The sequence below is a fragment of the Arthrobacter sp. 135MFCol5.1 genome (assembly GCF_000374865.1).
Lineage (GTDB): Bacteria > Actinomycetota > Actinomycetes > Actinomycetales > Micrococcaceae > Arthrobacter.
Genome location: NZ_KB895465.1, coordinates 17,684 through 37,605, shown reverse-complemented (window position 1 = coordinate 37,605; position 19,922 = coordinate 17,684). Strand labels below are relative to the sequence as shown.

The following is a 19,922-nucleotide window of genomic DNA, read 5'->3' as shown; positions in this document are numbered from 1 at the left end:
GCCATGCCCTCCCCGAACACGGCCCTTGACCTCCTGACCGCCACCCACCGGCCGCACGGCAATGCCTTGCTGCGGCCGGCCATGAGCAACACCGAGGATCCGCACGGCAGGTGGCGGGTCACCAACCACTACCTGGAGTGTGGCGGACGCCCGGCCATCCCGGTCTCCGGGGAAATCCACTTCAGCCGGCTGCCCAGGAACCGCTGGGAGGACAGGCTCCGCCTGATGAAAGCCGGCGGTATCACCGTAGTGGCCTGCTACGTCTTCTGGATCCACCACGAGCCGGTGGAAGGTGATCCGCGCTTTGACGGCAACCTCGATGTTGCGGCGTTCGTCCGGCTCTGTGCCGCGCTGGACCTGGACGTCGTCCTGCGCATCGGGCCCTGGGCCCACGGCGAGGTCCGCAACGGCGGCTTTCCGGACTGGGTGCAGGCGGCCCCCGTCCGCCACCGCACCAATGATCCCGCCTACCTGGCCATGGTGGAGCGCTGGTACAACCGGCTGGGGGGCGAACTGCGCGGCTTGTGCGGGCCGGACAGCAACGTGATCGGCATCCAGTTGGAAAACGAGCTCTACGACCAGCCGGCCCATCTTTCCCGGTTGAAGGAGCTGGCCCGGGCGGCCGGGCTCGGCGCCCCCCTCTGGACCGCGACCGCGTGGGGCGGGGCGGACCTGCCCGGGGCCGAGGTGCTGCCGGTCTTCGGCGGTTACGGGGACGGATTCTGGGTGGATGCCGGCGCGCCGTGGGATCCGACGTTCCGCCAGCACTACTTCTTCAGCCACCAGTGGGACGATCCCGGCATCGGGGCCGACCTCCGCGAACACCTGTCCGGAAACGAGGCCGCGCCGCCCCGGTCCACCTCCGACCTTTATCCGGCGGCCACCTGCGAGCTGACCGGCGGCATGGCCACGGCCTATCAACGCCGGCCATGGCCAGCGGGCAAGGACGTGGCGGCCGTGTCCAACAACAAGATCGGCAGCGGCTCCGGCTGGCAGGGCTATTACATGTTCGCCGGCGGGACGAACCCCGCGGCCGGCCTGCAGGAGACCCAGGCGACTGGCTACCCGAACGACCTCCCGGAGTTCGACTACGACTTCCATGCGCCCATCGGTGCATCCGGCAGGCTGGCGCCGGGCTTTGCCCTGCTGCGCCGGCAGCACGCGTTCCTCGCCGCGTTCGGGGACCTCCTGGCGCCGATGCCGTCCACCCTGCCGGACCGGGAGCCGTCCGGCGTGGAGGACTCGGAGACGCTGCGCTGGGCGTTGCGCTCCGACGGGACGTCCGGTTTTGTGTTCCTTACCTGGCACCAGCCGCATATACCGCTTCCGGCATATAGTGGTGCGCAGTTCCGCCTGGGTCTGGCAGATGGGCCTGTGACGGTTCCGGACGTGCCCGTAGACATCCCCGCAGGCACCATCGCCGCCTGGCCGGTGAACCTGGAGGTTGGGGGCGTCCGGTTGCTCTGGGCCACCGCCTCCGCGCTGACAGTGCTCGATTCCGGGGGACCGCCGACACTGGTGCTCGCCGCGGAAGCGGGCATCGAACCGCGGCTGTGCCTGCCGGAGGGGACGGTCCTGGAAGGCGAGGCTGCTCCGCTGGGCGGGAATGCCTGGGCTGTCCGGCCGTCCCTGGCTCCGGTGACGGCGACGTGTTCCGGGGGTGCCTTGAAGATCCTGGTCCTCCCTGCTTCCTCGGCAGACCAGGCGTGGGTGCTGGAGACGCCGCGCGGCCGGGAGCTGGTGCTGTCCGCCGAACCGGTCTGGATGGACGCCGGCGGCTTGCTGGCGGGCCGCTCGCTGGGCGCGCCCTCGGTCCAGCGGTATGCAAGCGAAACCGGGCGGTTTGAGGCTGTATCTGCCGCAGTGCAGTTGAGGGCACCTGCCCGCCGCGACGTTCCCCTGGTGCCGGTCCGCGCTGCGGCCGCCATTCCGGCGTCCTTCGGCTCGCTGGCGGGCCGGGCTGCCGCGCCGGGCCCGGAAGCGATAGCGGAGCTCTCCGCGGAGTACAGGCTTGAACTTCCGACGACGGACCCCGCCACCGGCGGTGCGTCCACCGAGTTGGAGGTCACCTGGGCGGGTGACGTTGCCCGGCTGCTCGTGGACGGCCGTGTGGTGGCCGACCGCTTCTGGGACGGATCGGAGTGGGTCATCGACACCGGCGATGCCGGCATCCGCGCCGGCTCGGAGGTCTTGCTCCAGGTCCTGCCGCTTTCCAAGGGTGCCGCGGTGGGGCTGCCCGCCGCGGCCCAGCGCCTGCGGGACGCCACATCGGGGGACTTGCTTGCCGTTGAAAGGGTGCAGCTGGTGTGCTGGTCCGATTGGCGGGAAGACCTGGGCTGAGCCCTCCCGCCGTCGTAGGATGGACGTTTCGTGACGGAGGGGATGAAGGTGGAACGGGCGCATGGATTCCAGAACCAGCGGCTGGTTGTGGTTCCCCGGCCCTTGGTCCGTGAAGCCCTCAACCGTCCCATCACCCGGCGCCTGGTAGTCACTGACGCAGGATTGTTTCCCGCCGCCGCGGACCATGGCCGCTACCGGCCGCGGGGCGCGGAGGAAACCATCGTCATCCTGTGTGTTGACGGGCGCGGGTGGGTGGAAACCGCCGGTGTGCGGACCGACGTCGGCAAGGGGACCGCCGTCGTCCTTCCCGGCGGTAATGGCGAGGCCCACGCGTATGGTGCCGCCGGGGATGATCCATGGACGATCTGGTGGTGCCACGTCCGCGGAACGGATGCGGCGGAGCTGGTTGAGAGCGCCGGAGTCCGGCCCGGGCGGTGCATTGTTCCGGTGGTGGCGGCAGACCGGCTGACGGCGATGCTGGATGAGATCGTCAGCGCCCTGGAGAAGGACCAGTCACCCGCCCGCCTGGTGGCCACGGCGGGAATGGCGTGGAAGCTGCTGGCCATGTTGGCCGTGGACCGCCGGGTTCCGGAGAAGGGGACGCCGCTGCAGCAGGCCATGAACTACCTGGAGGAGCGGGCGGACGGTGCCATCCGGCTGGCTGACCTGGCTGCGCTGGTGGGTGTCTCGTCGTCGCACCTAAGCAAGCTGTTCCGGGAGGCGACCGGCGGGGGAGTGCTGGCACACCACACGGCCCTGAAAATGGCGCGGGCGCGGCACCTGCTGGATACCACGGGCCTGACTATCGCGCAGGTGGGCCGCGAGGTGGGGCTGCAGGACCAGTTCTACTTCTCCCGCCAGTTCCGCCGGCTGCACGGCGTCAGCCCCAGCGCGTACCGGGCGGAGCGGAAGGGGTAAGGCAGCCTGCACCTTGCTGGATCCGGGGACGCCGGAGAAACTGAAGGCATCCAATGGCCCAAGCACCAGCAGCACCAAGGAGCGCCCGTGAGCGATCAGAACGTTGACCCGTCACCTACGCCGGCCAAGGGTGTGGTGCTGATTACCGGAACGTCCACGGGCATAGGCCTTGCCACCGCGGTGGAGGCCGCGCGGGCAGGCTGGACGGTCATTGCCACCATGCGCGACCTGCAGCGCGCGGACGCGCTTCGGGCCGCGGCCGATGAGGCCGGAGTATCCCTGGACATTCGTCGGCTTGACGTTACGGACACGGCGGACATCGACCGTGAGATTGCGTATTGCATCAGTTCCTACGGCCGGCTGGACGTGCTGGTCAACAACGCCGGAAGTGCGGCGGTGGGTACGGTGGAAATGCTGGGTCTGGAAGATTTCCGCAGCGCCATGGAGGTCAACTTCTTTGGCGTGGTGGCCTTGACCCGCGCCGCCCTGCCGCACCTGCGTGAGAGCGGCGGACGTGTCGTTACCATCAGTTCGGTGGGCGGGATAGTGGGCCAGCCCTTCAACGAAGCCTATTGCGCCGCCAAATTCGCCGTTGAGGGATTCCTGGAAAGCCTGCAGCCCGTGGCCAAGACCGTTGGCGTCGGGGTGCACGTCATTGAACCCGGTGCCGTGTCCAGCAATTTCGTGGCGAACGCCGGGATCGATGTCCCGGCCCTGCTGGAAACGGCCGGCTCCTACACCCCTGCCATCTCGGCCTACCTGGAACGAACCAGCACACAGTTCGCCAGCAGCAGCGCGCAGCAACCGGCGGATGTCGCGGCGGTGGTGCTGTCCACCATGGAAGGCGCTGAGCCGGCCTTCCGGATCCAGACCTCGTCCTGGGCGCACGACTTCGTGGCCACCAAACTGGCCGACCTGGACGGCAGCCGGGTCACCGGGCTGACTGCGGGCTGGGTGGCTGCCCCACAGGAGTGACCTGTTTCGTTCGCCAGGCCGCCTGCTAGGGCTGTTCGAAGGTTGCCACTATCCGGGCCCGCGCTATTGCGTGGGTAAAGAGGTTGAAGCCGAGGTTGGCAGGACTGGCATCGGCCGGGATGTCCAGGTGTTCGACGTCAACGGCGTGAACGACGACGTGATAGTGGTGCACGCCGTGGCCGGGTGGGGGAGCAGCCCCCACAAAACCGCGCATGCCGGCGTCGTTGGCCAACTGCACGGCGCCGGCTGGCAGCCCGGAATCTGCCGCACCCGAGGGCAAGGACGTGGTGGATACCGGAAGATTAAACGCCGCCCAGTGCCAGAACCCGCTGCCGGTGGGAGCGTCGGGATCGAATACGGTGACCGCGAAGCTGCGGGTTTCCGGCGGGAATCCTTCCCAGGCGAGCTGGGGGGACTGGTCTTTGCCTCCCTCTATTCCCATTTTGCCGCTCGCTTGCGCAACCGGAAGCTTCTCGCCGTCGGAAATGTCTGTGCTGGACAGCGTGAACTCGGGAAGTTGAGGCAGGCGGGAATAGGGGTCCTGTTCGAGATTCATGTGTCTCCTGTCGCACTCATTCAGTGGTGTTTCATCAGTATGCTTAGTACCCTGCGATAGGGCAAGCTGCAAAGCCCCGAACCGGGGTTCCGCCGGCGCGATCTTCAGCCGTTCGCGCCGTGCCGGCGGCGCCGGGGACCTGAGGAGGGGACCCGATACAGCAGGCACTGAATTGCCTGGACGGGGATTCTGGTGGGTGACCTGCCCGCGTTGGTGAGGGTGTGCCTTGGTAATTCGTCAGGTTGAGGGCTAAGACCTTGCTTACGACGTGTCAGGAAGTGCCGTAAGTGACTCTATTCTGACGGGTTTATCTCGGCTGCCTGACGTCAGGTTGGGGTGTGGCAGGCTGGACAGTACCCCGCACGGGCGAGGTTCGCCGGCCTCAACGCGTTCTTCGCGTAGTTGCCTTCTCGTCCGTGGAGATCACGATCCGCGTTCCGTCGGGAAGGGCCCGGAGCCGGTCGGGCGATTGGTCGAATCGGCCGATTCGTACCAGTCCGGGCCAGCGGCCAGGGTTGGCGTAGTAAAGGACGAGGGAGGTCCCCGGCGCGTAATAGCCGATCTCGCCGGCCTGAGGTTCGTCTGCTCGCGGCACGCCACTGATGTCTAGGGCTCGAGGCAGCCGCGTCAATTTTTCTTGGTCGTGGAAGTCATCGAACGCGGCATCAAGGGGGAGTAGCTCGGCGATCTGGTCGGCTACGGGGTTGTCGTAAAGCTCTCCGGCGACGATGTGGTCGCCGACGCGCATGGTGATTTTCATACCGGTGGTTCCTCGTTCTGGGCAGTCAGCTGCCAGTCTCGGTGCGCTGCTTGTCGACATCGATCATTTTAGTGTCGCTGTCCTCGCTGGCCGCCCAGGACGCGAGCAGCCGCATCCGATCGGCCGAGTCCGTGCCCGGCTCGGCGCAATAGATGGTCAGGGTCAGGCCGGGCTCGGCTTCCATTTCCATACCTTCGAAAGCCAAGGTCATCTGGCCGACCACTGAGTGGTGGAAGGTCTTGAACCCGGTGCCGTGATGGCGGACATCGTGTGCGCTCCACAGCCGGCGGAATTCCTTACTGCGCGTCGAGAGCTCCCCGATGAGGTCGTGTAGTTCCTTGTTGTGGGGGTCGCGGCCCGCTTCAGTGCGCAGAATGGACGCGGTGATTTGGGCGAAGGAATCCCAGTCCGGGTAGAACGCGTACGAGCGTTCGTCCAGGAATGTGAACCGGGCGATGTTCGGTGGTTGGCCGGGCATGTCGTATGCGTCTTTGTAGAACGCACGGCCCAGGGTATTGGCCGCGAGCAAGTCCATCCGGCCGTTGCGGACGAACGCTGGACCGGCGGTCACACTGTCAAGGATCCACTGCAGACTTGGGTGCGGCATCCAGCCCTTTGTGCTCCGCCGCCGCGGAGGCCGCGCCACCGGGCTTGCGGCGTGGGCGAGGTCGAACAGATGCGCGCGCTCGGCGTCGTCAAGCAGCAGCGCCTTGGCGATCGCGTGCAGTACTTCCGGTGAGGCGCCGCTGATCGCGCCTCGCTCCAGCTTGGTGTAGTACTCCACACTCACCCCCGCGAGGACCGCGACTTCGGTACGGCGGAGGCCGGCTACCCGTCGGTTCGTGCCCGTGGGCAGGCCGACGTCCTTGGGGTCGACCTTCGCCCGGCGGGAAGTGAGGAATTCGCGTACCTCCGACCTATTGTCCATAGGTTTAAGGCTAAACCGGACGCCTTGGCCCAGGGAGTCCCTATCGGTACCCCTGTCCCACGAGGTTACCGGCGGGAGTCGGCCTCGGTAAGGACATGAGAGATCGCCTCGCCTCGCGTTGCGCCAATCGGGGGGTCGCCAAGTTCTTGACGGGGTGGTCTGGCGTTGAGCTCAACCGATTGGCCCTGCACGCGTCTGTCTGCGGAGGCGACGAGCTCTGCGTGGTGTCGGTCCTTGAGGACCATGGCGGTTAGCGGGAGGAAGTACAGCACGGCGATGGCGGCACCGACGAGCACTGGCCCGGTGGCTCCGAGCATGGACTCGAGTGCAAAGCCGGCAATCCAGGAACCGACTGCGGTGCCTACGTTGAATGATGAGGTGGCAAGCGCGGAGGCCAGCGTGGGCGCTCCGTCGGCGTAGCCAACGGCCTTGCCGATGAGAATCGGGTTAGTCGACATACCAAACAGTCCCAGAAGGAATACCAGCAGCACGGTGGCGACCGCAGAGTGGGAGAACAGTGCCAAGCAAACAAGGACCAGGAAAGTCGCCGCGGCGGAAATGAACAGGACCTCGTACGGGCGGTGTGCACCGAAGCGGCCGCCGAGGTTAGAGCCGATGAGAGCGCCGAGTCCATAAATGAACAGCACCATCGGTACCGCCGAGGCGGCCATGCCGCTGTTCTGCATAAGGAGTGGGGAGATGAAGCTGTAGGCGGCCAAGGAGGATCCGCACACGATGGCTGCACCGCAGAGGACCAGCCAGATGCGCACATCGCTCAGCCCAGCGATTTCGGTCCTGACCGAGGGTGCCGGGCCTCCGGCGGGGTCGATGGGTATCTGCTTGAAGATTAGGGGCATGGCAATCACTGCGAGGACAGCCAATGCCCAAAAGGGTCCGCGCCAGCCGATGCCTTGGCCTGCAAACGCGCCGAGGGGTACGCCAACGACGTTGGCGAGCATGCCGCCGCCGAGAACGGTGCCCAGGGCACGCGAGCTGAGCCTCGGGCCGACGGCCTTCGCCGCCACCACAGCTGCGACTGCCCAGAACGCGCCGGTTGCCAGCGCGGTAACGAATCTCATGCCGAGGATGAGGGGGAAGCTCGAGGTGAGGGCGACGATCACGTGGCCGATTGCGAATACGACGAGGGCCAATGAGAGTGCGAGGCGGCGCTGAAGCTTGAGCATCGCGATGGCCATCAGCGGGGTTCCGATGATCATGCCGATCGCGAACACTGTGATCATCAGTCCGGCGTCGGTGATGCGGACGCCAATGTCGGCGGCGATATCAGGAAGGATGCCAGCGACGATGAATTCGGTGGTCCCCATCAGAAAGACCCCGACGGCGAGAACGTAGATCAGCAGGGGCAGACGGGGCGCGTTGGGGGATGGTCTGGAAGTTTTTGGCATAGCGGAAACTTCATCTTTCGGATCGATGACGGGATTTGGGCGGCCCCAATGTGGTGACAAGCGTGCCCAACTATCCAAGAGACCACGTCTTCTTCGCGGGAGGGAGTCCCGGTTGAGGGAGGTACTCGGAGGGACTCCCTCCCGCGATTGGAGCTACCTAGTGTTGAGGCGTGGGCGGGTGGCTGTGCCGCGGCCAAGACCCGGTTCGACGGCTGGCGCGCTTGAGCTGCTGACTCCACAACCTTTGAAGCCTGACGGAAGGAATCCTCATGAGTACCATCGCGATCGTCGGAGCCGGCCCTGGCTTGGGGCGGGCGACGGCACACCGCTTCGGCCGCGAAGGGTATTCCGTCGCCTTGATCTCCCGGACCCAGGCCAACGTCGAGCTGCTCGCCGCCGGACTGGCCGCTGAGGGCATCGCTGCCCGCGGCTACACAGCCAACGTCCGTGACCCCGAAGCCCTCCGAGCAGCTTTAGACGCTGCGGTGGCTGACCTTGGCCCGATCGAAATCCTGCAGTACAGCCCCGTCCCGGCCAACGACTTCATGAAGCCTGTGCTGGAAACCACTGCTGAGGACCTAGTGGGCCCCGTCGAGCAGTCCGTGTACGGGCCGGTGGCCGCTGTCCAGCACCTCCTGCCTGGCCTGCGCGAGCTCGGCTGCGGGACGATCCTGTTCATCAACGGCTCCAGCGCTGTGTTTCCGAACGGCAACGTGACCGGCACGTCGGTCGCATTCGCCGGGGAAAGCGCCTACGCCCGGATGATCCACCACGCCCTCGCCCCCGAGGGCATCCACGTCGCCCAACTGATCATCCCCCGCGGGATCGGCGGCGGCGAGCCCGACCACGAGCCCGATGCCTTGGCTGAGCGGATCTTCTCTCTGCACCGCGATCGTGGTCGTTTCCGATCCTTCGTCGGTGAAGAGAGCGCATGAGGGCGTCCTCCGCGGGTCATCGCAGAGCCAACTGCCTCGACGGACGGGTACTGTCGCCACGGTTCCGTACGCAGGCCGCCCACGGGCGCCCGGAGCGCTGACTTCCAGCGGGAGCTGCTTGACGCCCTCGCCACCATCCGCTCGTGCCCCGCCCTATGCTGGCACGACCGCCTGAGCGCTTCCGCGCATCTCACCGCCCACGAGAGGAATGCCCTTGAAGACCGTCCCCTTCGGAACCACTAACCTGAAGGTGCCCAATGTGGTTGCAGGAATGATGCGTATCGCCGGTGACTCCGACGACCAGATCCGAGCCCTCTACGCGGCCTCCCGGGAAGCTGGTATCGACTTCTTCGACCATGCCGACCTGTATGGGTTTAACCACCCAGGCGGCGGCTTTCACCGGTGCGAGCAGCGCTTCGCCCAGGCCCTGCGCCTTAGCCCGTCCGAGCGCGAGGAGATTGCCCTCCAAACCAAGACCAGCATCGTTGACGCCCCGTGGGGCTATGACCAGTCCTACGAGCACATCGTGTCCTCAGTCGAGGACTCGTTGAAGGCGCTAGGCACGGACTACTTGGACGTGCTGCTGCTCCACCGCCCCGATTCTCTAGTGGAGCCTGAGGAGGTCGCCCGAGCCTTCGATCACCTCGAAGAGAGCGGGAAGGTGCGCGCCTTCGGCGTGTCCAACCACACGCCCCGGCAGATCGACCTGCTGAGGACCGCGGTAAGCCAGCCGATCGTGGCGAATCAGGTTCAGTTGTCGATCACGCACTCCACTATCATCGCCCAAGGACTGTCCTCGAATATGGCGGACCAAGGCGACTCGGTAACCCGTGACGGGGGCGGGTTGGTCGACTATGCCCGGATTAACGGGATCACTCTGCAGGCCTGGTCGCCGTTTCAGAAGGGTTTCCAGGATGGGGTTTTCCTCAACTCACCGGACTATCCCGAGCTGAATGCCGAACTCAACCGCCTCGCGAGCAAGTATCAGGTGACGCCCACGGCGATCGCCGTCGCATGGATCACCCGGCATCCTGCGGGCATGCAGGTCGTGCTCGGTACCACCAAGCCGCGGCGCGTGGCCGAAGCTGCGGCGGGGTCCGATATAGCGCTGATGCGCAGCGAGTGGTACGGGCTGATCAAAGCGGCGGGACATAACGTCCCTTGAGCGTAGACGCGCCGCTACTAGCGCCGAAGCTACGAGATACAGAGGTGATGAAGGCCCCGAGTCCGGCGGTCTCGGGGCCCTTCATCACCCATTTCTGGGATGGTCACTGCGCGGTGTGGCCGGCGTCGACGGGTAGAGCCGCGCCGGTGACGTAGCTGGCGGCGTCCGAGCATAGCCACAGGACTGCGGCGGCTATTTCATCGGGGCGGCCGAGCCGCCCCAGCGGGACGCCGGCTGCGGCCGCATCCCGGTCGAGCTCACCACCAGCGGCCATCCGGGCGACCATCGGTGTTTCGATGGTGCCTGGGCAGACGGCGTTCACACGCACCCCGTGCTTGCCGTATTGGAGTGCGACGGATTTGGTCTGGCCGAGCACGCCGTGCTTGGTGGCGTGGTAGGTGGTGCGGCCGTTGCCGCCGACGAGGCCGCCGAGGGACGAGCAGTTGACGATCGCCCCGGAGCCCTGGTGGCGCATTTGCTTCAGCTCATGCTTCATTGAGGCCCAGACGCCCTTGAGGTTGACCGCGACGATCTTATCGAAGGCCTCCTCGGTCTCGTCGGCGGAGTCGACCGGGGGCAGCATGATGCCGGCATTATTGAATGCCATGTCGAGGCTCCCGAAGGCCTCAACGGTGGTGCGGACGGCGGAGGCGACTTGGTCCTCATCGGTGACGTCGCACGCGATCGCGATTGCCTTGAGTCCCCCGAGGGTCAGCTCCTCGGCGAGGGCGTTTGCTGAGTCGGCGTCGCGGTCGACGATCGCGACGTTGGCGCCGGCCTCGGCGAAGGCGCGGACGGTTGCCTCTCCCATGCCGGCGCTGCCTCCAGTGACGAATGCGGTCTTGCCGGTGAAGTCGTAGGTAAGTTCTGGCACTTTTCTCTCCTTGTAGTGAATGGATGGGCCTCAAATAAACGAAGCAGTAGCACTGCGGACGGCCAGCTTCAAGTCGGATGGTCGAGGACACCCACGCCGATGACGGCGCCTGCGGCTAGACGACCGGCTCTGCTACGAGCGGACCTTGCGGGTGGACGGGCCGGCACGCTCCGGGGTAGCTTTGCGCCCCAACTGTCGGTTGGAATAACGGTCAGATGTAGGCCAGGAATCGCCCGGCGAAGATCACGCCGGTCCACGTCGTCATTGATACGACTGCTGAGACGCGGGCGGCGACCGGCGTCGGCGCAACGTCCGCCCACTCGTCGACTCGCCGGTAGACGCCGCGGTGGAATACGAGGACGTTCAAGCCTGCTAGGAGCAGTAGTCCGAGCTTCCACGGTGCAGCTCCTGAGCCTGCGACTCCGACGGCCTGGGCACTGAACAACAGGATGCCTGTCACGACGGCGGTGGCCAGTCCGAGGTGGGAGACGGGCAGGAGATAGTGTGCTGCCCTCGTGACGGGAACCTGCGAGCGTCCAACGCCCAGAAGCCGGAGGTCGAAAGCAAAGGCCGGCCCGACGAGGACCGCTACCCCCAGAATGTGGAGGCTCTCGAGCGTCGCGTACATAAAGGGAGTGGAACGTACGGCATCACCGAGTGTGGAGTCCTGTAGCCAACCGAGAATTGCGTCAAGCCATTCAGGCATTCGGGGTCCGTTCATCCTGGCGGGTACGGCGGCGCAGGTAGAACACGCCACCCACGACCGCGGCCGCGAGGACCCCACCGAACACCGTCCATACAACCAATGTCTCTGCGCCACTGTCATTAAGGACGTCGGCATCGTTGGCCGGAGAAGCTATCTCGGCGGGATCCTCTGCCGCGGACGGCCCACCGACTGACTGCCCGCCGGAAGGAGCATCGCTTGGCAGCGGCGCCCTGACCGGGAGCGTGTTTCCAATTACCTGGTTGACGGGCGCGTTGTTGTTTCCGAACCAGAATACGACCGGACGGAAGAGACCGTCATCGGTGCTGTTGATGTATCCGACGCCTTGGAAGCGCTCTCCGACCTCCAGGGATCTGCCCAACCCGTTGCTGTTTGACCACCATGGCGGGGCGATGATGACCTCGAGTTCGTTGTGGGGGCCGCGGTACGCTGATGCGGCTTTGACGCGGCTGCTGTCCTCCGGTCCTGACAGTTGCTCGGGGATAGGCAGATCGGGCGTGCTGGCTGGGAGCTGGGCATCGAGTGTCACGTCGAAAAGCGAATGCGGATCGCCCCAGCTTCCCCCAGACGATACGTTGCCAGCGACGTAGACCAGATTGTTGGTCTCGAAGCCGTCCCAGCCGTGGTGCGCTGCGGCCGGTGACACCGGGGCCAGAGACATGACGACGGCTGTGAGGAGAGCCGCCGCGGCCAGAATGCCACGTCGGAGTGGCCTGTCAGTGTGGAATGAGACGGTCATCGTCGATCCTCTCAGGCTGTCGGCTCTCGCCTGGCGGCCTTGTGGTCGGGGGGTAGATTTGCTGCCGGGAACGAGACGCCTGTCTGTTCGGCGTAGGCGGCAAAGAGGCTGTCCTGCGCTTGGGTGTCGTGAACGAGCTTGTTGACGCGGGCCTCAACCCGCTGGTGGAACAGGAATTCGCCGGTGACGTCGCTGCCGGGTTCGGTCCCCTCGGCTAGCCAGACCTGGGTCATGTAGCCGTCGCGAAGGCTGTCGGGTGTGCTGGTGTTTCCGTTGTGGAAGCCCATGCGCGTTGGGATCCAGCCGGGGGCGACGGCGTTTATCTGCCGGTCCGGCCAGAAGCGGGCCGCGGCGGTGGCGATCATCGCCATGTGGAGCTTGCTGTCGCCGTAGCTGATCCCGCTGCCGGAGCGCACTTCGTCGAGTTTCAGGTCTCCGGAGAGGTGGAGGTCGGAGGTGAGGTAGATCAGCTGCCGTGGCGGGGTCACGAGCGCGGTCAGGAGATAGGGGGAGAGGGAGTTGGAGTTGAGCAGCTCCACGTCCTGAAGCCCATACTCGCCGGCGTTGTGGATGATGACGTCGAATGCGCCGATGGAGTTGATCTGCTGGGCCAGCGCTCTGGTCTGGTCGAGGTCGAGCAGATCGCCGGTCACGACGTCGTCAATACCCGGCAGGTCCTGTCGCACATCGGCGGCGCGCTGCTCGTTCCGGGCGTGCACGACGACCGTGTGCCGGCGCTTGAGGAGATAGGCCGCGGTCAGCTGACCGGCACCGGCGGTGGAGCCGGTGATGAGGATGCGCTTGCTGCTGCCATCGAACGGGTGGACGTTCTCGTCTATCCACGCCAGCTCGTCGGCGACCTGTCTGGTGTTGTACACGCCCGCACCGTATGGGCCCCCGTGGGCACGGGCGGTGTCTCCTGAGGTCTCCGTGCGATCGGCGATGGGACCCGTCTGCGCAGGCGCCACGGTCTCCTGCGTGGTAGCGCTGCTGCAGGAAGCCAATGCAGCTGCGCTTAGCGCCGCTCCGGTCAGCAGGAGGCCACGTCTGGTCAGCGAAGTCGGGTGGAGCTTCATTCTCTTTCCTTTTGTTCAGCCTGCGACGGTAATGGTGACCTGCTGCCCGTCCAGCAGTTTGATTTGGTCGATGTCCGCGGTTTTTCCAACCCTGACCAGGTCATTCAAGAAGGCGTTGCCGTCGGTGTTGTAGAAGAATCCGAGGTTGCGCCATGGCTTGTAGGAGAAGAGATCCCCGACCTGTGGATCCAAGCCCTCGGCGTTGGTGAAGTCCCACTCCCCTGTCGGAGTGGCGACCTTCTCCTTGCTGCCGTAGTCGGAGAACGCCAAGGTCATCGGCAACATCGCGAGGAACGACCGAGTCGTGGGGTTGTCCTCGTCAATGACGACCTTGACTACGGTGTTGCCGCCTGAAAAGTGCACGACCGTCCCTGCGACTCCCTGGTCCGCTGGCGGGGACTGCGATGCCCCGGGGGAGTGCGGTGCGGAGAATGGCGCTCCGGTCGGCTCGACGCTCCGGCCGGGCGAGGCATCCTTGGTTTGGGTGGGGGACGGGCGCTCGGCCGGCTGCGCGGCGCCGCATCCGGAGAGAAGCAGCGCAGAGGCGATCACAGCACCGCCGGCCGTCGTGGGCAGTCGCATCGTGGAGGCCTTCCGGGTCGGTCCTTGGAGTACTCCCTCAATACAACAGGGGGAAGCGATCGTCTGGGAGTCCCTGTTGTGAGGGGTACTGAGAGGGACTCCCGGTGCGGTGATCGGCAAGGTTCGATGGACTGGAAGCTATACGGCCGGGAAGGATCTGTTCCTCCGGGCTGGACGGAGGGCTGCTCGACGACGCCTCGGCGCGTCGACGTCCACGAACCCAGAAAGGCGGACCATGACCCCGACAGAATCCCGTGACCCGATCGGCGCCGAGCAGGCCGGGCGTGGATTGCAGCGCCGTCACCTACTGAAGCTGACCGGAGCCGCCGTGGCGACCGGGACGCTCGCAGCGGCCGGCGGCACTGCCGCCCACGCCGAGGCCGAGGCCGAGCCACAATGGAACAACCAGTGGGACAAGACGTTCCCGCGCAGCAAGGACGTGGACCACCAGAAGGTCTCGTTCAAGAACCGCTACGGCATTGAGCTGGTGGCCGACCGGTACAGCCCTAAGGGACTTCGCGGCCGAGCCCGGGCGCTGGTCGTCGGGCACCCGTTCGGCGGCGTCAAGGAGCAGACCTCCGGCCTGTACGCGCAAACGATGGCCGAGCATGGCTTTGTTACGCTCGCGTTCGACGCCTCCTACAACGGCGAGAGCGGCGGCACCCCACGTAACATCGCCTCCCTCGAAGCCTTTGTTGAGGACTTCAGCGCAGCGGTGGACTACCTCGGCACACGTCGGGATATTGACCGTGACCGGATTGGTGTGATTGGCGTGTGCGCCAGCGGCGGGTTCTCACTGGCCGCCGCGCAGGTCGACCCGCGGCTGAAGGCCGTTGCCACGGTAAGCATGTACGACATGGGACGCGCCTACCGCGATGGACTCGGCTACGCCCCGATTTCCGGTGAGGTGAACACCATTTCCGAGCGCCACAAGGCCCTGGCCGAGGCCGCCGAGCAGCGATGGACCGAGTTCGCGGGCGGTGACGTACGCTACGGCGCAGGGGACGCGGTTCCGTTGAAGCCCTCACAGCAGGCCGCAGCCGACGAGTTCGCGAAATACTACACCACTCCGCGCGGTCAGCATCCGCGCTCCCACCCGCTGAGCCTGACCAGTCTCGGAGCGATCACGGCCTTCATGCCGCTGGCACAGGTGGAATTGACCGCCCCGCGACCGCTGCTGCTCGTTGCCGGCGAGAAGGCCCATTCCCGCTACTACACGGAGGACGCCTACCAGCGGGCCCCGGAGCCGAAGGACCTGCACATCGTGCCCGGCGCAGGCCACGTGGATCTCTACGACAGGACTGACCTGATCCCGTGGGACAGGCTGGCCACATTCTTTGATGAGCACCTGTAAACCGTCGCGCCCCCGCTGACGCGCACAGTATGGTCACGGTAAATGCCCCAGGCCACTGGGACCCGAACCGATGAGAGAAGTGGACGTATGAATACTTTGAACGAAACGTATACATTGTCGAACGGGGTTTCGATCCCCAAGCTGGGCCTGGGAACCTGGTTTATCGAAAACGAAGTGGCTGCCGACGCGGTCCGCGCCGCTGTCGGGTTCGGCTACCGAAATATCGATACAGCGCAGGCATATGGCAACGAACGCGGCGTCGGTGAGGGCGTCAAGTCCAGCGTCGTGCCGCGCGAGGAGATTTTCGTTTCTACGAAGCTGGCGGCGGAGATCAAGGACTACGACCAGGCACTCGCCGCCATCGACGGTTCACTTCGGAAGCTCGGCCTCGACTATATCGACCTGATGCTGATCCACAGCCCGCAGCCGTGGGACGACTTTCGCGGCGGGGACTACGCCGATGGTAACCGCCAAGCCTGGCGCGCGTTGGAGGATGCCTATCAAGCCGGCAAACTGCGCTCGATCGGCGTGTCAAACTTCTTGCGACCAGACCTGGAGAACATTCTGTCGGAAGCGAGGGTCAGCCCGCAGGTGAACCAGCTTCTCGTGCACGCGGGCAACACGCCCTCCGAGCTCTTGTCCTATTGCGGGGACAAAGGGATCCTCGTCGAGGCCTACTCGCCAATCGCGCATGGCGCCCTTTTCAAGAACGCCTCTGTACAAGCTCTGGCGAAGAAATACGGGGTGTCCGTTCCCCAACTGTGCATTCGCTATACACTGCAGCTGGGCACCGTGTCGCTGCCCAAGACCGGAAACCCGGAACACATGCGGACCAACGCGGAAGTCAACTTCGAAATATCGACCCCGGACATGGACTTGCTTCGGGGCCTGCGTGACGTGGACTACGGCAAGCACAGCTCCTTTCCCGTATATAGAGGAAATTAGGCCTCACCCAAACGCTTGAGGAAGTCCTGTTAGCAGGGGTTCCCTCGGTGACACCACCCGCGTTCGAAGCCTTTCGCCGGAAACGGTAAACGCCGCGGGCGGCAGTTCTCGCCGCCGTCTCTGGCCCACTACCTCTTCGCCGCGACCCTGGTTCAAGGCGGAGACGGCGGCATCGGGCTCGCTCTCGTGCTGCTGGCCCACTTCAGGGGCTTCCCCGGCTGGTCGGCTGAAGTCTTCGCCGCCTCGATTGCCGTACCCCACCTGCTGGGCCGTTCGTCGCCAGACGGTTGGTCCAGCCACTGACGGGCGAAAGGTCATCCCTGACGCCGCCGTTCTGCGCGGGTCTGCTGCTGGGGGCGGCTGCCTTGCTCTTGTCGCCCGGTGCCTTCCGGCCGGCCGTGCTCTTGGTTGCTCCGGTATCTTCGGGCCCAGCTCACCGGCGGGAGTCTTCTCCGGAATTTCGGCCGGACTAAAACGGACAAGCGCGATTGCGGAAATTATGAGCCAATCGATATCCGTTCCCACCGATGGCCATGCGTCGTGGGATGCGGCGCTTACGATGACTGCGCAAGCGCCCAGGAGTTCAGCTATTTGGAAGGCCCTGCCCGTCCCCAGCAGTTCATGGACACGGCCAGATACGCCATGTGTCCAAAGAGGAAAGGACGGGTTTACAAGCCGATGCGAGGACCTGGTGGTAGCACATTCAGGGGCGCTTGGGGATTAGCGCTTTCCTTCTTGGGCTGCCGCCTGCAATCCCAGGAGGCTCACACTCAAGTCTGCAGCAAGCCAAGGCTGCAGTCGTCAGACAGCAATGCGTTTCGTGGCGGTCACGGGGTGGTCTGGCAGACCACTGTTCATCCCGCCCTTCCGGGAGGCCGTGGCAGCGGGTTGACTTGATGGTGGAACGAGAGGATCGACATGACAGAGAAAGCGATCACCCTGAACAACGGGGTGGAGATGCCCGCTTTGGGACTCGGGGTATTGCAGAGCGAGGGCGGCGAGGCGACAGCGGCGGTGTCAACGGCGCTGCAGGCGGGTTACCGGTTGATCGATACTGCGGCGGCTTACTTCAACGAGCGCGAAGTCGGTCAGGGCATTCGTGACTCGGGAGTGGACCGCGCGGACTTGTTCCTGACGACGAAACTGTGGATGACTGATTATGGCTTCGATAGTGCACTGCGCGCTTTCGAAACCAGTACCACTAAGCTTGGCGTGGACTATCTCGACCTGTACCTGCTGCACTGGCCCTGGCCTGAAAATTTCAATCAGACCATTGCGGCCTACAGGGCAGCCGAACGTCTGCTCGCCGAGGGGCGGGTACGGGCGATCGGGGTAGCGAACTTCAAGCCCGATCACTTGCGGACGCTCGTGAAGGAGGCGGATGTCGTGCCGGCGGTAAATCAGGTCGAGCTGCACCCGAATTTCCAGCAGCCAGACCAAGTCGCCCTGCAAGGGGAACTCGGCATAGTGACACAGGCATGGTCGCCGATCGGCGGCGTGTACGGCTGGGCAGGTGAGAACGGTGCTGTCCCTCCGCTGCAGAACGAGACAATCCGGATGATCGCCGAGGCCCGAGGAAAGACGCCCGCTCAGGTGATCTTGCGCTGGCATCTGCAGGAGGGGCGCAGCGCCATCCCTAAGTCCGTGACGCCCGAGCGGATCGTAGAGAACTTCGAGGTGTTCGACTTCGCGCTTACTGCCGATGACATGGCATCTATCGACGCGCTGGACACCGGTCGGCGAGGTGCCATAGATCCGGACCATGCAACTCCTGCGGTTATCGATCTCACCATCGACGCTGCCTGAAAATGTCTTTTCAAGAGGAGATCAGCAGCTTTCTCACCTCGCGGCGGGCACGGATCAGCCCCGAGCAGGCGGGTGTGCCGGTTTTCGCAGGCATCAGGCGCGTCCCCGGCCTCCGCAGGGAAGAAGTCGCCCATCTGGCGGGCGTCAGCACGGACTACTATTCGAAGCTCGAGCGAGGAAATACGCGGGGCGCTTCCCGCGAGGTCCTCGATGCTATCGCTCGCGCCCTGCAGTTGGACGACACCGAGCGCGAGCATCTGATGAATCTTGTGGAAGTCGGCACGTCCCCGCTTCGACGAAAAACCCGTCCCAAGAGCCGGTTGGTGGTTGCCCCGGGAACCCAGGCGGTGCTCGACGCCATGGCTGTGCCCGCCGTAGTGCAGAACTCTCGGTTGGACTTCGTCGCGACAAACCGCTTAGGGGCCGCCTTGTATGGTCTGCAGTATCCGGCCAAAAGCGGCCAGTTGTTCAACGCCGCGCGGTTTCAATTCCTCGACAGCCGAGCCCAGGACTTTTTTGTGGATTTTGAGCGGGCTAAAAGGAATGTGGTCGCACTGCTTCATCAGGCAGCTGGGCGGGACCCGTTTGATGAGGAACTCATCAGGCTCGTCGGCCAGCTTTCCACACAGAGTCCTGAGTTCCGGGCGCTATGGGCATCCCACGACGTCATCCGCTACCAGCGCGGCACCAAAAGATATCGGCACCCTAGCGTGGGTGACCTTGAATTCGGCTACGAGTCCTTCGACCTCACCACCGAACCCGGCCTCACCATGCTCGTTTACACGATCGAACCAAATTCTCCCACGGCAGAACGGATGGCGCTTCTCGGCTCTTGGGCCAAGACCAGCGTAGCCGCAGACCCAGACCCCGCGATGCACACCGCCCCGAACGCCCCATCCTGATGACGTTCCTTACCGAAGGACCCATGAACAATCCAATGACACCGAACAACCCACTGACACTAAACAACTGCGTACGCATGCCTGCCTTGGGCTTCGGCGTCTTCCAGAGTGCACCGGAAGAAACCGCAGTTGCAGTCGAAACAGCCCTCACCGCCGGCTACCGGCATATTGACACGGCCGCAGGCTACGGAAATGAACGCGAGGTCGGCGAGGGCATCCGCCGCTCCGGCCTTGACCGGGACGAAGTTTTCATCGAGACCAAGGTCTGGGTCAGCGACTACGGCTACGACCAGACACTGCACGCCTTCGAGAAAAGCGCGACGAAGCTCGGGGTCACGCAGATCGACCTGCTCATCCTGCACCAGCCCATGCCACAACACTTCGAGCGCACCCTCTCAGCGTACCGGGCCCTAGAGCAGCTCCTCGCAGACGGGAAGGTGAGGTCCATTGGCGTCAGCAACTTCATGCCGCATCATTTGACAGCATTGCGCGAGCAAACCCATGTGGTCCCAGCGGTCAACCAAGTGGAACTGCACCCGTACTTCACCCAGCCTGCGGTGCAGCGTGCCAATACCGAGCTGGGCATTGTCACGCAGGCGTGGTCACCGATCGGCGGCATCACCTTCTACCCGGGATGGGGAGAAAACCGCGCGAGCGTTTTGGACGACACGACCATTGGCCGTATCGCCGAGGCGCACGCAAAAACGCCGGCCCAGGTCATGCTGCGCTGGCACCTTCAACAGGGCCGGTCCGTGATTCCCAAGTCGACCAACGCTCAGCGGATCGCGCAGAACATTGATGTCTTTGACTTCACCCTCAGCGATGCAGAACTGGATGCCATCGACGCGCTTGACCGCGGTGTGCGCGGCGGACCCGATCCTGACGACGTGGACCCCTCAACGTGGGACCTGGAAATCCCGGAGCCCTGATCTGCGAC

General features: G+C 64.9%; 19 protein-coding genes. 10 read left to right on the top strand and 9 right to left on the bottom strand.

Translation table 11 applies throughout. The annotated features are described in order from the left end of the window. Positions 1–3: 3 nt before the first annotated feature. The 3 genes from C563_RS0117280 (at position 4) to C563_RS0117270 (ending at position 4,233) form a co-directional block, all read left to right on the top strand. Positions 4–2,340, top strand: a complete 2,337-nt coding sequence (locus tag C563_RS0117280; RefSeq protein WP_018763329.1) for a beta-galactosidase — start codon at positions 4–6, stop codon at positions 2,338–2,340. Between the two features lie 30 nt (positions 2,341–2,370). Continuing rightward, positions 2,371–3,258 carry a helix-turn-helix transcriptional regulator gene (locus C563_RS0117275; RefSeq protein WP_231369921.1) on the top strand — a complete coding sequence of 296 codons (888 nt, stop codon included), beginning with the start codon at positions 2,371–2,373 and terminating at the stop codon, positions 3,256–3,258. Between the two features lie 87 nt (positions 3,259–3,345). Next, the gene (locus C563_RS0117270; RefSeq protein WP_018763327.1) at positions 3,346–4,233 is read left to right on the top strand and encodes an SDR family oxidoreductase; all 888 of its coding nucleotides are present in this window, start codon (positions 3,346–3,348) and stop codon (positions 4,231–4,233) included. A gap of 25 nt (positions 4,234–4,258) precedes the next feature. Here C563_RS0117270 and C563_RS21570 read toward each other — a convergent pair whose 3' ends face one another. The 4 genes from C563_RS21570 to C563_RS21560 form a co-directional block, all read right to left on the bottom strand. Beyond that, positions 4,259–4,789 (bottom strand): YbhB/YbcL family Raf kinase inhibitor-like protein, encoded by a 531-nt coding sequence (locus C563_RS21570; protein WP_018763326.1) that lies wholly within the window; start codon positions 4,787–4,789, stop codon positions 4,259–4,261. Positions 4,790–5,171: 382 nt separating this feature from the next. Next, positions 5,172–5,549, bottom strand: coding sequence for a cyclophilin-like fold protein (locus C563_RS21565; protein ID WP_018763325.1), 378 nt, complete (start codon positions 5,547–5,549; stop codon positions 5,172–5,174). Between the two features lie 25 nt (positions 5,550–5,574). Beyond that, a complete protein-coding gene (locus tag C563_RS0117255) occupies positions 5,575–6,477 on the bottom strand; it encodes a helix-turn-helix transcriptional regulator (protein WP_018763324.1) in 903 nt (300 codons plus the stop codon). A 65-nt stretch (positions 6,478–6,542) separates the two neighbouring features. Beyond that, positions 6,543–7,883, bottom strand: coding sequence for an MFS transporter (locus C563_RS21560; RefSeq protein WP_081624206.1), 1,341 nt, complete (start codon positions 7,881–7,883; stop codon positions 6,543–6,545). A gap of 269 nt (positions 7,884–8,152) precedes the next feature. Here C563_RS21560 and C563_RS0117245 point away from each other — a divergent pair, with 269 nt between their 5' ends. Both C563_RS0117245 and C563_RS0117240 read left to right on the top strand, forming a co-directional pair. Then, positions 8,153–8,818, top strand: a complete 666-nt coding sequence (locus tag C563_RS0117245; protein ID WP_018763322.1) for an SDR family NAD(P)-dependent oxidoreductase — start codon at positions 8,153–8,155, stop codon at positions 8,816–8,818. A 208-nt stretch (positions 8,819–9,026) separates the two neighbouring features. Next, positions 9,027–9,983 carry an aldo/keto reductase gene (locus C563_RS0117240; RefSeq protein ID WP_196803366.1) on the top strand — a complete coding sequence of 319 codons (957 nt, stop codon included), beginning with the start codon at positions 9,027–9,029 and terminating at the stop codon, positions 9,981–9,983. Between the two features lie 103 nt (positions 9,984–10,086). On the opposite strand, the gene C563_RS0117235 is transcribed toward C563_RS0117240, so the two are convergent. The 5 genes from C563_RS0117235 to C563_RS0117215 all read right to left on the bottom strand — a co-directional run bounded on the left by C563_RS0117235 (position 10,087) and on the right by C563_RS0117215 (position 13,978). Then, positions 10,087–10,857 carry an SDR family NAD(P)-dependent oxidoreductase gene (locus tag C563_RS0117235; RefSeq protein WP_018763320.1) on the bottom strand — a complete coding sequence of 257 codons (771 nt, stop codon included), beginning with the start codon at positions 10,855–10,857 and terminating at the stop codon, positions 10,087–10,089. A 211-nt stretch (positions 10,858–11,068) separates the two neighbouring features. Beyond that, entirely contained in the window at positions 11,069–11,563 is a 495-nt protein-coding gene (locus C563_RS0117230; RefSeq protein WP_018763319.1) for a DUF6644 family protein, read from the bottom strand. Continuing rightward, positions 11,556–12,320, bottom strand: coding sequence for a hypothetical protein (locus tag C563_RS21555; RefSeq protein WP_018763318.1), 765 nt, complete (start codon positions 12,318–12,320; stop codon positions 11,556–11,558). Before C563_RS21555 ends, C563_RS0117230 begins: the two co-directional genes overlap by 8 nt. Before the next feature lie 11 nt (positions 12,321–12,331). Then, positions 12,332–13,198 carry an SDR family NAD(P)-dependent oxidoreductase gene (locus C563_RS21550; protein ID WP_196803365.1) on the bottom strand — a complete coding sequence of 289 codons (867 nt, stop codon included), beginning with the start codon at positions 13,196–13,198 and terminating at the stop codon, positions 12,332–12,334. A 213-nt stretch (positions 13,199–13,411) separates the two neighbouring features. Next, positions 13,412–13,978 carry a cyclophilin-like fold protein gene (locus C563_RS0117215; protein ID WP_018763316.1) on the bottom strand — a complete coding sequence of 189 codons (567 nt, stop codon included), beginning with the start codon at positions 13,976–13,978 and terminating at the stop codon, positions 13,412–13,414. 235 nt (positions 13,979–14,213) lie between these two features. Between C563_RS0117215 and C563_RS0117210 the strand changes: the two genes are divergently transcribed. The 5 genes from C563_RS0117210 (at position 14,214) to C563_RS0117190 (ending at position 19,914) form a co-directional block, all read left to right on the top strand. After that, entirely contained in the window at positions 14,214–15,332 is a 1,119-nt protein-coding gene (locus C563_RS0117210; protein ID WP_018763315.1) for an alpha/beta hydrolase, read from the top strand. 87 nt (positions 15,333–15,419) lie between these two features. Then, complete coding sequence (locus C563_RS0117205; protein WP_018763314.1) at positions 15,420–16,277, top strand: aldo/keto reductase; 858 nt, start codon at positions 15,420–15,422, stop codon at positions 16,275–16,277. Between the two features lie 918 nt (positions 16,278–17,195). Continuing rightward, positions 17,196–18,083 carry an aldo/keto reductase gene (locus C563_RS0117200; protein ID WP_018763313.1) on the top strand — a complete coding sequence of 296 codons (888 nt, stop codon included), beginning with the start codon at positions 17,196–17,198 and terminating at the stop codon, positions 18,081–18,083. 2 nt (positions 18,084–18,085) lie between these two features. Next, positions 18,086–18,985, top strand: coding sequence for a helix-turn-helix transcriptional regulator (locus C563_RS0117195; RefSeq protein WP_018763312.1), 900 nt, complete (start codon positions 18,086–18,088; stop codon positions 18,983–18,985). Positions 18,986–19,062: 77 nt separating this feature from the next. Next, the gene (locus C563_RS0117190; RefSeq protein ID WP_018763311.1) at positions 19,063–19,914 is read left to right on the top strand and encodes an aldo/keto reductase; all 852 of its coding nucleotides are present in this window, start codon (positions 19,063–19,065) and stop codon (positions 19,912–19,914) included. The last annotated feature ends 8 nt before the right edge of the window (positions 19,915–19,922 follow it).